Origin of the sequence: Streptomyces sp. NPDC046915 (assembly GCF_040644935.1) — a bacterium.
Classification (GTDB): Bacteria; Actinomycetota; Actinomycetes; order Streptomycetales; family Streptomycetaceae; genus Streptomyces.
Window position 1 is genome coordinate 426,721 of the sequence record NZ_JBEYXB010000004.1, and the last position, 12,742, is coordinate 439,462.

10 protein-coding genes are annotated in these 12,742 nt (G+C 71.1%); 7 read left to right on the forward strand and 3 right to left on the reverse strand.

The annotated features are described in order from the left end of the window. Positions 1-321 precede the first annotated feature (321 nt). The 3 genes from ABZ915_RS13190 to ABZ915_RS13200 all read left to right on the forward strand — a co-directional run bounded on the left by ABZ915_RS13190 (position 322) and on the right by ABZ915_RS13200 (position 3,353). The gene (locus ABZ915_RS13190; RefSeq protein WP_361800523.1) at positions 322-693 is read left to right on the forward strand and encodes a helix-turn-helix domain-containing protein; all 372 of its coding nucleotides are present in this window, start codon (positions 322-324) and stop codon (positions 691-693) included. 20 nt (positions 694-713) lie between these two features. Beyond that, positions 714-1,538 carry a transposase gene (locus ABZ915_RS13195; RefSeq protein ID WP_361800526.1) on the forward strand — a complete coding sequence of 275 codons (825 nt, stop codon included), beginning with the start codon at positions 714-716 and terminating at the stop codon, positions 1,536-1,538. Between the two features lie 240 nt (positions 1,539-1,778). After that, on the forward strand, positions 1,779-3,353 hold the full coding sequence (locus ABZ915_RS13200; protein ID WP_361800529.1) for a carboxylesterase family protein: 1,575 nt from the start codon (positions 1,779-1,781) through the stop codon (positions 3,351-3,353). A gap of 36 nt (positions 3,354-3,389) precedes the next feature. Here the strand turns inward: ABZ915_RS13200 and ABZ915_RS13205 are convergent, their stop codons facing one another. Both ABZ915_RS13205 and mmuM read right to left on the reverse strand, forming a co-directional pair. Beyond that, the gene (locus ABZ915_RS13205) at positions 3,390-4,475 is read right to left on the reverse strand and encodes a LacI family DNA-binding transcriptional regulator (RefSeq protein ID WP_361800532.1); all 1,086 of its coding nucleotides are present in this window, start codon (positions 4,473-4,475) and stop codon (positions 3,390-3,392) included. 120 nt (positions 4,476-4,595) lie between these two features. Continuing rightward, entirely contained in the window at positions 4,596-5,534 is a 939-nt protein-coding gene (mmuM, locus tag ABZ915_RS13210) for a homocysteine S-methyltransferase (RefSeq protein ID WP_361800535.1), read from the reverse strand. 124 nt (positions 5,535-5,658) lie between these two features. On the opposite strand from mmuM, the gene ABZ915_RS13215 reads away from it, so the two are divergent. Together ABZ915_RS13215 and ABZ915_RS13220 are read left to right on the forward strand one after the other, a co-directional pair. Beyond that, entirely contained in the window at positions 5,659-7,029 is a 1,371-nt protein-coding gene (locus ABZ915_RS13215; protein ID WP_361800538.1) for an amino acid permease, read from the forward strand. A 321-nt stretch (positions 7,030-7,350) separates the two neighbouring features. Next, on the forward strand, positions 7,351-7,695 hold the full coding sequence (locus ABZ915_RS13220) for a hypothetical protein (RefSeq protein WP_361800541.1): 345 nt from the start codon (positions 7,351-7,353) through the stop codon (positions 7,693-7,695). Positions 7,696-7,937: 242 nt separating this feature from the next. On the opposite strand, the gene ABZ915_RS13225 is transcribed toward ABZ915_RS13220, so the two are convergent. Next, positions 7,938-9,971, reverse strand: a complete 2,034-nt coding sequence (locus ABZ915_RS13225) for an autotransporter (RefSeq protein ID WP_361800544.1) — start codon at positions 9,969-9,971, stop codon at positions 7,938-7,940. 260 nt (positions 9,972-10,231) lie between these two features. On the opposite strand from ABZ915_RS13225, the gene ABZ915_RS13230 reads away from it, so the two are divergent. Continuing rightward, the gene (locus ABZ915_RS13230) at positions 10,232-11,314 is read left to right on the forward strand and encodes a glycoside hydrolase family 43 protein (protein ID WP_361800547.1); all 1,083 of its coding nucleotides are present in this window, start codon (positions 10,232-10,234) and stop codon (positions 11,312-11,314) included. Between the two features lies 1 nt (position 11,315). Further along, positions 11,316-12,728, forward strand: coding sequence for an RICIN domain-containing protein (locus tag ABZ915_RS13235; protein ID WP_361800550.1), 1,413 nt, complete (start codon positions 11,316-11,318; stop codon positions 12,726-12,728). Positions 12,729-12,742 lie beyond the last annotated feature (14 nt).

Sequence of the window (12,742 nt, forward strand, 5' to 3'; positions counted from 1 at the left end):
GAAACCTCGAACAGTGGAACCGGCCTGTCGGGCGTACACATGAGCCGGAACCCGGTGAAATCCGCGGTGGAGGACGCGTCCACCAGATCCACGGCGTGGATCGCGGCCGTCACACCGGTGAAGCGCAACCGGGAGCCGTGGTCGTCGGACAACCGGCCTGGCGATTACGGGCAGGGCGATCCAAGCAGGAGGTTCGGATGGCGAGTTGAGGGCCCGCTGGTCAGGAGCTGTCCCTGGATGGCAGGGCATGTCGGTCACTCTCGGGGGTGATGTCGGTCGAAGGCGTACGCGGGAGGGGAACGGGGTGGCTGTGTTCGTGGCATGTCCCGTTTCCGGCTGTATCCGACACCCGTGCAGGCGCAGCAGATGCTGTTGCACTGCGCGCACGCCCGGTACGTGTGGAACCTGGCGGTGGAGCAGCACGCGTACTGGCGGCCCGGCCGCGGGTCCGCGCCGGGCTTTGCGGAGCAGTGCCGTCAGCTGACCGAGGCGCGGCGTGAGAACGAGTGGCTCGCTGCTGGGAACGCGGACGTGCAGCAGCAGGCTTTGAAGGACTTCGCTACAGCCAGGAACGCCCGCTTCACCTCGGGGTTCCGCGAGCCGACCTGGCGCAGGAAGCACGTGCACGAGGGCTTTAGGGTCATCGGTACCGACCGTGTCCCGGAGTTGAGTCGGACGGCAGCCCGAAGCTGAACGCCAAGGGCAAGCAGGTCATGGGCCGCTCGGTCGTGGTGCAGAGGCTGAACCGGCGGTGGGCGCGGGTGAAGGTGCCCGGCTGTGGCTGGGTGCGTTTCCGCCTCACCCGTGCGGAACTGCCCGTCGCGAAGACGTTCCGGGTCACCTTCCGTAACGGGCAGTGGCATGTTGCGTTCGCCGTCGTCCCCGAGCCGATCGACCCGCCGGCAACGGGCGAGGTCATCGGCATCGACCGGGGTGTGACCATCACGGCCGCTCTGTCCGACGGCCGGAAGCTGAACTGCCCGCAGCTCACGGTCAGGGAGCGCGCCCAGATCCGCAAGCACCAGCGGCGTGCCGCCCGCGCGCCGAGGGGCAGTGAGGGCAGGGCCGCCGAGCACGCGAAGGTCGCCCGGTTGAAGGCGCGTGAGGCGAATCGGCGCAAGGACGGGTGCGAGAAGACCAGCACGATGCTTGCCAGGTCGTGCCGCCTGGTGCGGTTCGAGAAGCTGAGCATCAGGACCATGACGCGCTCGGCGAAGGGTACGGTCGAGCAGCCTGGCACCAACGTTCGACAGAAGGCAGGGCTGAACCGGGGCATCCTCGCTCAGGGCTGCGGACTGCTGAGGCAGCGCACGGAGCAGAAGGCTCCGGGCCGGGTCGAAGATGTGCCCGCACCTTTTACGTCGCTGCGGTGCAGTGCCTGCGGATGGATCGAGAAGAAGTCGCGCAAGAGCCAAGCCGACTTCGTCTGTGTGTCCTGTGGCTTCACCTGCAACGCCGATGAGAACGCAAGTATCAACGTCGCGGCAGGACAGGGCGGGATCCCCCGCCCCGGCGAACAGCCGGTGCCGGAGGGGTGACAGCGGCCGCCAGCCGCTCGAGCGCCCGTGAACCTCAATCCATCCGGATTGGAATCCCCCTGTCCTAAGAGGGGGAGGATGTCAACAGCGGAGGCTACGACCAGCAGCAGCCGGCTGGGCTTCGGCACTCTCATGTACGCCAAATAGCCCTCAGCGCGCGTTCGAGCGGCGGAATACCCGGCAGTGATGTGGTGCTGTGGTGTTACCCGTGCACGAGTACCGCGAAGGGCTGGTGGTCATATGACGGCAGACCGGACGGACCCCGTCGTCAGAACGCCGCACGGGGCGGTGCGCGGCAGGTACGAGCACGGGATCGCCGTCTTCCGCGGCATCCCTTACGCCGCCCCGCCGTTCGGGCCGCTCCGGTTCCGCCCGCCCGAGCCGCCCGAACTCTGGGACGGGGTGCGCGACGCGGGCGCCTTCGGGCCCACGGCGCCGAAACCGCCGTACTCGGAGGCCTTCGCGCAGTACCTGTCCGACCCGGTGGTGCCCGGCGACGACTGCCTGAACCTCAACGTATGGACCCCCGAGCCGGGCCCCGCGGCCCGGCTCCCCGTCCTCGTATGGCTGCACGGCGGCGCCCTGACCAGGGGTTCCTCCGCCGTGCCCGTCTACGACGGGCACGCCTTCGCCCGCGACGGCGTCGTCTTCGTCTCCGTGAACTACCGGCTGGGAACGGAGGGCTACGGACTGTTCCCGGACACCCCCGCCAACCCCGGCCTGCGCGACCAGCTGGCCGCCCTGCGCTGGGTGCACGCCTCCATCGCGGCCTTCGGCGGCGACCCCGAACAGGTGACCCTGGCCGGGCAGTCGGCCGGTGCCATCAGCGCCGGCGCCCTGCTCGCCGCACCCCAGGCACAGGGCCTCGTCCGGCGGGCCGTGCTCCAGAGCGGGGCCCCGGAGGCCGCGGAGCGCGAAAAGGTACGGCGGATGGTGCGCCGCATGGCGAACCGGCTGAAGATCCCCGCCACCGCCGAGGCCTTCGCCGCCGTCGACCGGGACCTGCTGCTGCACACCCAGGCCGAGGCCGGCCGGCTCAGCAGCCCGGTGCTGGGCGGCCCGTCCTTCGGCATCGTCGTCGACGGCGACCTCGTCCCGCGCGACCCGCTCCAGGCACTGATCGACGGCGAGGCCGCACGCGACGTCGACCTGCTCATGGGCTGGACCCGGGACGAGTACCGGCTGTGGCTGGTGCCGGGCGGGCTGATCGAGCGCGTCGACCGGCTCGGCGCGGTGGCCGTGGCCGGTGCCATGGCCCGCTGCCACTGCGGCCACGAGGTGCCCCGCGGCTACCGCACCCTGCACCCGGACGCCTCACCCGCCGAGCTAGTCGGGCAGCTGGTCACCGACCATCTGCTGCGGGTCCCGATGCACCGCCTGGCCGACGCCCGGCCCGGATCGTCGTACGTCTACGAGTTCGCGTGGCCCTCGAACCTGCCCCGGCTGGGCGCCTGCCACGCCCTGGAGCTCGGCTTCGTCTTCGACTCCGGGGACGTCCCGGAATCCGCCTGGCTGGCCGGCGAGGGGGCGCCGCAGGAGCTGGCCGACACGATGCACTCGGCCTGGGTGCGGTTCGTGACCGGCGGGGATCCGGGATGGGAGTCGTGGGACCCGGCCCACCCCGTACGGATCCTCGGCGACGGTGAACCGTATACCGCATACGGTCCCCGGGACACCGAGGTCGGACTGTGGTCGACCGCCGCCGGGACAGCCGGGACACCGATCGCGCTCGACGGCACACACACCGCCCGCAGCGCCGAACTCGCGGCGACGGTACGCAGGCTGCGCCGGTCGGTCGGCGTCCGCCCGCACTGAGAACCGGTGCCGGCCGCTGTCCGCGGCGGCCGGCCGTCAGCGGTCCGCCGTGTCCGCCGTGTCCGCCGAGCCGGCCGGACTCGCCACCGAGTCCCGCACCACCACGTGCGTGCCCAGCAGCAGGTGCTCGTCGGCCGAGTCGGCGGTGTGGCCGAGCGCGGTGCGCACGGCGAGGCGGCCCAGCTCCTCGTACGGGACGTGGACCGTGGTCAGGGCCGGATACAGGTCCCGGGCGAACGGGATGTCGTCGTACCCGGCCAGCGACACGTCACCCGGCACGTCGAGGCCCGCCTCGTGCAGGGCGGTCAGCGCCCCCGCCGCCACCATGTCCGTGGCGGCCACCACCGCCGTGAACTCCAGCCCCCGCCGCAGCGCCTCCCTCATCAGCCGGTGCCCCGAGTCGCGGGTGAAGTCGCCGTGCAGCAGCAGCTCGGGGTCGGTCTCCACGCCGCGGGCGCGGTGGGCGGCCAGGTAGCCGCGCTCACGGCCCTGCGCCGTGGTGTGGTCCGGCTTGCCGCCCAGGAACAGCACCCGCCGGTGGCCCTGGGCGAGGACATGAGCGACCAGGGCGTAGGCGCCGCCCTCGTTGTCGTACTCGATGACCGTCACCGGCGCGCCCGGCCCCAGCGGCGGGCGGCCGCACAGCACCAGCCGGGAACCGGCCGACGCCAGCGAGTCGGCGATCCGGCGGGTGCGCTCGCGGTACTCGGGAGTGTCCGCCGCCCCGCCGACCAGGATCACGGCGGCGGCCCGCTGCGCGCGCGTCATCTCGACGAACTCCAGCTCGTGCCGGACCTCCCCGTCCGTGCCGCACACCAGGCACAGGTGCCCGAGCCGGGCCGCTTCGCGTTCCACGCCGTGCGCCATGTGCGCGAACGACGGCCCGGTGATGTCCTCGAGGACGAAGGCCAGCGTGGGCGTGCCGGCCCCGGCGACGGCCTTGGCGCGGGCGTCGGCGACATAGTCCATCTCGCGCACCGCCCGCAGCACACGTGTGCGCGTCGCCGTGCTCACCGGGTAGTCACCGCCCAGCACCCGGGACACCGTCGAGGCGGACACCCCCGCCCGTGCCGCCACGTCCCGGATCGTGCTCCGTCCGGCGTCCCCGCTCTTCCTGGTCAAGCCCCTCGCCCCTCTCCCCGCCCTAGGGAACAGCGGCAACATGCCGGCAACCGGTTCCAGGCAGGGGGGCAAGCCCAAAAGGACGCGGGGACCCCCTGCGGCGAGACGGCGAGCCTGTCCTCAGGCCGCGTCCAGCGTTCGTGCGATCGACGCGATCGCCTCCGGGCCCACCCGGCAGCAGCCGCCGATCAGCCGGGCGCCCGTCTTCCGCCAGGCCTCGACCTGCTCGGCGGAGAAGCTGGAGCGGCCGTTCCAGGCGCGGGCCCCGGCGTCCCAGGCCTCGCCGCTGTTGGGGTAGACCACCACCGGCTTGCCGGTCACCCGGACCGCGGTCTCGATCGCGTGCTCCACGTCCTCGGGGGCGCAGCAGTTGACGCCGACCGCGATCACCTCGTCGGCGTCGGCGGCCAGGGCGAACGCGTCCTCCAGGGGTTGTCCGGCGCGGGTACGACCGCCGTCGACGGTATACGAAAGCCAGGCGGGTGTATCCAATCCGCGCACCGCCCGCAGCAGCGCCGCCGCCTCGTCCGCGTCCGGGACCGTCTCCAGGGCCAGCACGTCGGGCCCGGCCGCCGCCAGCACCTCCAGACGGGGCCGGTGGAAGCGCTCCAGCTCGGCCACGCTCAGCCCGTACCGTCCCCGGTACTCGGAGCCGTCCGCGAGCATCGCCCCGTACGGGCCGACGGAAGCCGCCACCCACAGCGGGCGCGCCGTCCCCCCGGCGTGGGCCCGCCGCGCCGCCTCCCGGGCCAGCTCCACGCTCAGCGTGAGCAGCCGGGCCGCCTCCTTCCGGTCGATCCCGCGTTTCGCGAAGCCCTCGAAGGTGGCCTGGTAGCTGGCGGTGATCGCCACGTTCGCGCCCGCCTCGAAGTAGGCGAGGTGCGCCTCGGTGAGCGCCTCCGGCCGCTCGGCGAGCAGGCGCGCCGACCACAGCTCGTCGCTCAGGTCGTGCCCGGCGGACTCGAGCTGGTTGGACATGCCGCCGTCGAGCACGACGGTGCCGGCGGCGAGGGCTTCGGCGAGGGTTTCGGCGGGCGGGGGAGGGGTGGCGCTGGTCATGCCCCGACGCTAGTCCAAGCGGGTGCGGACAGCCGAGTATGTCCAGTACATGAACAGATCGCCCACCATGTGGGAGCCGGGTTACGATCACGCCCTCCCCACCCCTGTTCACACCGGAACCGCCATGACCTCCCCCAGCCCCACCGAGACCACCCCGTCGGAGCTCTCCCCGGCTCCGCGCCGCCGCGCCTTCGGGCTCGGCGCCGCCACCGCCCTCGTCATGGGCAACATCATCGGCGGCGGCATCTTCGCGCTGCCCGCGACCGTCGCCCCGTACGGCACGGTCAGTCTGCTCGCCTTCCTCGTCCTGTCCGTCGCCGCCGTGCTGCTCGCGCTGCTCTTCGGCCGGCTGGCCCGGCGCAGCCCGGTCACCGGCGGGCTGTACGTCTATCCGCGCGACGCCTTCGGCCCGTTCGCGGGCTTCCTGTCGGCCTGGTCGTACTGGACGATGTGCTGGGTCAGCATCGCCGCCCTCGCGGTCGCCGTCGTCGGCTACGTCGACGTCCTCGTCCCCCTGCACGGCAACCACCTCGCGGAAGGCATCGTCGCCGCCGCCGCGCTGTGGCTGCCCGCCGCCGCGAACTTCGCCGGCACCCGCTGGGTCGGCGCGGTGCAGATCGTGTCCACCGTCCTGAAGTTCGTACCCCTGCTGCTCGTCGCCACCGTCGGCCTGTTCTTCGTCGACACCGACAACTTCGGCCCCTTCAACGCCTCCGGCGGCAGCGTCCCCGGTGCCGTCGCCGCCTCCGCCGCGCTGCTGCTCTACAGCTTCCTCGGCGTGGAGTCGGCCGCGGTCAGCGCGGGCGAGGTCGACGACCCCGAGCGCACGGTCGGCCGCGCGAGCGTCCTCGGCACCCTCGGCTCCGCCCTCGTCTACCTCCTCGGCACGGTCGCCGTCTTCGGCCTGGTCCCGCACGACAGGCTCGTGAACTCCGGCGCGCCCTTCGCCGACGCGGTGAACGCGATCACCGGCGGCCACTGGGGTGGCACCGCGATCGCCCTGGTCGCCGTCGCCTCCATCACCGGCTGCCTCAACGGCTGGATCCTGATGGCCGCGCAGATGCCGTACGCCGCCGCCCGCGACGGACTCTTCCCCGCGCCCTTCGCCAAGGCCGGCAAGGGTGGGGTGCCCGCGTTCGGCGTGTGGGCCTGCGCGGTCCTCGGCACGGTCCTGATCGCCCTGAACTACACGGCGGGCCCGGACACCACCTTCCGCGTCCTCGTCCTCATCACCACCTTCACCGGCTGCGTCCCGTACCTGCTCTCGGCGGCGGCCCAGCTGTACTGGCTGGCCCGCGGCAGCCGCGACCGCGTCCGCCCCGCCGGCCTCACCCGCGACCTGATCGTCGCCGCCCTCTCCTTCGCCTTCTCCTTCTGGCTGATCGCGGGCGCCGGCTACGCCGCCGTCTACCAGGGCGTGCTGTTCCTCTTCGCGGGCATCCCGGTCTACGTGTGGCTGCGCGGCCGGCGCGGCCCGGCGGAGGAGCCCGCCTAGGGCAGGTATCCGGTTCTGATCGATCCCTTCTTGCCGATAGGGCGGTTCGGGCCGTTCCCCGAGCGGTTGCGGCAGCAGTTCGAGGGGATGATCTGGCCGTTTCGCACGGGTGGGCAGTGGCGGGAGATACCGGCCGGCCCGTCGGCCGCCCCCCGCAACCCAGGCCGCCAACCGCAAGAAGAAGGGCAGCAGGGGCGGCCGCCAAATGCGTGGACATGATCGGCGACGGATCAGTATCGTGCTTCGCGACCAGCCTGTCGGTCATCCACAACCGACGGCGCGCGGCCGGCCTGACCAGCCGGCCCGAACAAAGGGGATCTTGTGTTCAACAGGAAGACGCTCGGCAAGAGGAAGCTCACCTCGCTCCTCTCCACCCCGCTTCTGCTCGGCGGCATCGCCGTGGCCGCGCCCATCGCCTTGGCCACCCCGGCCAGTGCCGCGCCGCACGGCTGCGGGTTCCACGAGATCAACACCTACTCGATCAGTTCGACCTGCCACTACGGCCCGGGAGAGCAGCGGATCAAGATCCTCTGCACGGACGGCATCAACGGCAACACGTACACCGTCTACGGCCCGTGGAAGCAGTGGTACCAGAATTCCGTAGCCGCGTGCGGCGCGCCCCAGCGGACCACGGCGAGGTTCCTCGACACGCAGGTCAGGGGCTGACCCGCAGGCCCGACAGGCTCTAGAAGCATCAGGCTTCTAGTTGTGATCAAGTGGGTGAGGTAGAAGCGGTTGGAGCGGGACGGGTAGGCCGGGCCCTGCCCGTCGTGTTCCGGCGGGCCGCCCCCTTTTTTTGGCCGGTGAAGACACCGGCGGCCTACCAGACCCCACCCCCACACGGGAATGGAACCCAAGACCGATCGCAACCTCACACAGCCCCTAGCGCGCCCGGCGGGCGCCGAAGCTCAGCCCGCGGTGTGCCGTCCGCCCCGTCGCCGCGCCCTGCCCCGCCCGCGCACGCTGGCGGGGAGCATCAGCCCGCCCAGCAGGCCGACCGCGAGGACGTAAGGCCACCAGCCGAAACCCTCGGCCGCGCTGCTCGTGCTCCGGGTGTCGGCCGCCTTCGGGCCTGTCGCGGCCTCGGGGCGGGCGCTCGCCGCCGGGCTGTCCGCGACGGCGGTGAGGACGACGTCGTTGCCGTCGCCGCCCCGGTAGGTGATCCGGTAGACGGTGTCCGCCAGCTTCACCTCGGCGCCCTCGCGCAGGCCGTCGAAGGCGCCGACGGTCCCGGACTCTCCCTGGTGATCGACGACGGTGATCTCCGGCGCGGGGTCGCCACCGGCCGCGGACATGTCGAAGGAACCGGCCAGCCGAAGCCTGCCCGCCACCCGCAACGGCCCGCCGCGCAGCACCAGTTCGCCCTCCGCGCGCTGGGTGTAGTCCCCCGTCACGGTCAGACCCCCGGCGACCACACCGTCGTTCGTCACCGAACCCCGCACCGTGCCCTCACCGGTGAGCGCGGTGGCCACGCGCAGTGCCGAGGAGCCCGTGTCCAGCCGTGCGTCGGCCGACGTGAGCCGGATCGCCTTGCTGCGGGTGAGGGTGGCGCCCTCGCGCAGGGCGAGGATGCCGCTGGTGACGGTGGTCGTGCCGGTGTACGTCACCGCGCTGCCGGTGAGCGTGAGGGGCGCCGCGCCCGACTGGGTGAGGGAGCCGCTGCCGCTGATCCGGGACAGGGTCAGGCCCGTGTACTTGTTGTTCAGGACCAGCGAGCCGTTGTCGACGATCCTGTAGAGGCCGCCTTTTGTATACAGTCCGCCGTCGCCGCCGTACTTGCCGCTGCCCAGCCGCAGCACGGCGTTCTTCTCGACGGTCGTCGAGCCGTTGTAGTACTGGATGGCCGCGAAGGTGACGTCGTTGCCCTTCGTGCCCTTGACGACGATGTCGCCGGCGCCGGGCGCGGCCAGCGTGTCGTGGTACTTGCCGCCGCCGATGGGGGCGCCCAGCGTCACGGGCCCGTTGTAGTCGAAGGTGAGCAGTGAACGGGACCGGGCGGCCAGCAGATTGATGTAGACGGTCTCGGCGGTGCCCGGCATGAAGATCCTGTCCGTGGTGCCGTCGCCCCACTGGACGTTCGCGCCCTTGATGTTGGTGCCGCGCTTGTTGACGTTCTTCCGCGCGGGCGTCCAGTTCAGGGCGGGGTCGCTCAGCGAGGGATCGGTGTCGCCGCCCCGGTTCGACCAGCTGTACTGGCCGGTGAGCACGACCTTGCCGCCCGGCCGGGACTGCACGTTGATGTCGCTGCCGTACTCGCGCTGGTAGAAGTCCATCCCCATGGTGACGGTCCGGCCCAGCGGGGTGTCGACGGTCCAGGTGCCCTGGTTGAGGACCTTGCGCACGTTCGGCAGCGAGGTCGCGTACTCCGGCCGTCCGGCGTTGAGCCCGGTGCCGTTGTCGATCACCCCGGAGAAGGGGTGGGTGCCGGAGAGGTCCCAGGTGCCCCAGAGGAACCTCGGCTGGGTGATCAGACCGGAGCCGCTGACCGTGCCCAGGTTGTAGGCGCTCTTGAGGGACAGCCGCAGGGTGCCGTCCACCCGGATGTTGTCCTGGTTGAGGCGGAACGCCGGGGTGTCGTAGGGGAAGTGGCCGATCAGCCCGGCCGTGCCGCCGTTTCCGTACTGGAGGGTCGCCCCGCGCTCGACCGTGACGGCCGGCGGGTCCGGGCGGGTGACGGTGACGTACGGGTGGTTGCCGCCCTCCGTCCGTACCGCCTGCCGCTGCCGGGACTTCGGCAGGGTGAAGTCGCTGTCCCTGGTGAGGATCAGCGTTCCGCCACCGCGCACGGTGAGGGTGCCCTCGCCGTGGAAGACGCCGTCGTACGTCGTGGTCCCGGCGGGCACGGTGACCACGGTGTCGCCGCTGAGCGTGACGTCCCGGCCCGCGAGCACGTCGGCGGTGACGTCACGGGTGCCGGCCGCGGCCGGGGGAGCGCCGATCATGAGGGCGACCGTCGCGAGGGCGCCGACGGTCGCTGCTGTCCTGTGGATATGGCTGCGCACGTACTGGGAGACGGACGGGGAGTCGGCCGATAACAGAAATCCGCTCTCGGAAATCCGTCCTCAGAAATCGCTTACCCCCTTGTCCCGTCAGACCCGTTGACCCCGTGGTGGCTCACCCTTACCTTTTCGGCGTTCGTAATCACAGATCATGTCCGTGATCTCGAACATCCTCATGTCTCCCCCACCGAGAGGCAGTCCGCATGAGCCGCGATCACGACCTGCCCCGAGTCCCCAGCCGGAGAGTGCTGCTGAAGGGCGCCGCCGCGGGTGTCGCCCTGACCGCCGTGTCCGGGGCCCCCACGGCGTCCGCCGCGTCCGCGCCCCGGAAGGCAGCCCCCTACCTGAACCCCCTCGTTCCCCGGCGAGCCGACCCCCACATCACCCGCCACACCGACGGCTCCTACTACTTCACGGCCACCGTCCCCGAGTACGACCGCATCGTCCTGCGCCGCTCCCGCACCCTGAACGGCCTCGCCACCGCCGCCGAATCGGTGATCTGGCGGGCACACACCACCGGCCCGATGGGCGCGCACATCTGGGCGCCGGAACTGCACCGCGTCGACGGCAAGTGGTACATCTACTTCGCCTCCGCGCCCGCCGAGGACGTATGGGCGATCCGCATCTGGGTCCTGGAGAACGCCCACCCCAACCCCCTCAAGGGCACCTGGACCGAAAAGGGCCAGATCAAGACGGCCTGGGAGACCTTCTCCCTGGACGCCACCACCTTCACCCACCGCGGCACCCACTACCTCGCCTGGGCCCAGCACGAGCCCGGCATGGACAACAACACCGCGCTGTGGCTCTCGGAGATGGCCGACCCCTGGACCCTGACAGGGCCTCAGATCCGGCTCTCCACACCCGAGTACGACTGGGAGTGCGTCGGCTACAAGGTCAACGAGGGCCCGTACGTCCTGAAGCGCAACGGACGCGTCTTCCTGACCTACTCGGCCAGCGCCACCGACTACCACTACTGCGTCGGCCTGCTCACCGCCGACGCCCGCGGCGACCTCATGGACCCGGCGAACTGGTCCAAGTCGCCGGCCCCCGTCTTCACCAGCAACGACAGCACCAAGCAGTACGGCCCCGGCCACAACTGCTTCACGGTCGCCGAGGACGGCCGCACCGACGTCCTCGTCTACCACGCCCGCCAGTACAAGGAGATCACCGGCGACCCGCTGAACGACCCCAACCGCCACACCCGGATCCAGAAGTTCGGCTGGAACCCGGACGGCACCCCGGACTTCGGTGTGCCCGTCGCCGACACCGTGAAGGAGAGTGCCTGAGATGAGACGTGTGTACGCGATCCTCCTGGCCCTGTGCTGCGCCCTCGCCGCGGCTCTGGCGACCGCCGGGCCCGCCCAGGCCGCGGCCGCGACCGTCACCGACGGCACCGGTTTCACGGACACTTCGGGCGCCGTCCTGCACGCCCACGGCGGCGGAGTCATCAAGGTCGGGTCCTACTACTACTGGTTCGGCGAGGACCGGAACTCCGACAACACCTTCCGGTACGTGGACGCCTACCGGTCCACCGACCTCAAGAGCTGGGAGTTCCGGGGCCACGTCCTCACCCAGTCCAGCGCCTCGGAGCTGGCCACCGCCTACATCGAGCGGCCCAAGGTCATCTACAACGCCGCCACCGGCAAGTTCGTCATGTGGATGCACAAGGAGAACGGCACCGACTACAGCGAGGCCCGCGCCGCCGTCGCCGTCTCCAGCACCGTCGACGGGACGTACACCTACCAGGGCAGCTTCCGCCCGCTGGGCCAGTACATGTCCCGGGACATCACCACGTTCGTCGACACGGACGGCACGGCCTACATGGTCTCCGCCGCCAACGAGAACTACGACCTCCAGATCTACAAGCTCACCGCCGACTACACCGGCATCGCGAGCCTGGTCGCCAACCCCTGGCCGGGCGGCCACCGCGAGGCCCCGGCGCTGTTCAAGCGCGGCAGCGTCTACTTCATGCTGACCTCGGCCGCGACCGGCTGGAACCCCAACCAGCAGCAGTACGCCACCGCGACCTCCCTCGCCGGCCCGTGGACGTCGATGACGAACGTCGGCGACTCGACCGCCTACGGATCGCAGACCGCATACGTTCTTCCCCTACAGGGGACATCCGGCACGTCCTACCTCTACATGGGCGACCGCTGGGGCAACTCCTTCGGCGGCACCGTCAACGACTCCCGCTACGTGTGGCTGCCGCTGACCTTCCCGACCTCCACCACGATGTCCATGTCCTGGTACCCCGAGGTCACCGTCGACACGGCCGCCGGGACGGTCACCGGGACCGCCGCCACGTACAACACGCTGGTCGCCCGGCACAGCGGCAGGTGCGCCGACATCACCAGCCAGTCGCTGTGGCAGGGTGCCCAGATCAAGCAGTACGACTGCAACGGCGGCAACAACCAGAAGTACTGGTTCAAGTCCGTCGGCAGCGGCTACTACCAACTGGTGGTCAGGAACAGCTCCCTGTGCGTGCAGGAGAACGCCGCCACCGTCACCCAGGAGAACTGCAACGCCTCGGCCACCGGCCAGCAGTGGTCGCTGACCGCCTCCGGTTCCTACGTGACCCTCAAGGCCCGCACCACCGGCGAGTGCCTGGACGTTTCCGGCGCGTCCACCGCCAACTCCGCCGCGATCATCACGTACACCTGCAACGGAGGCACCAACCAGCAGTGGACACGCGGTACATGACGAACAGCCGGCGG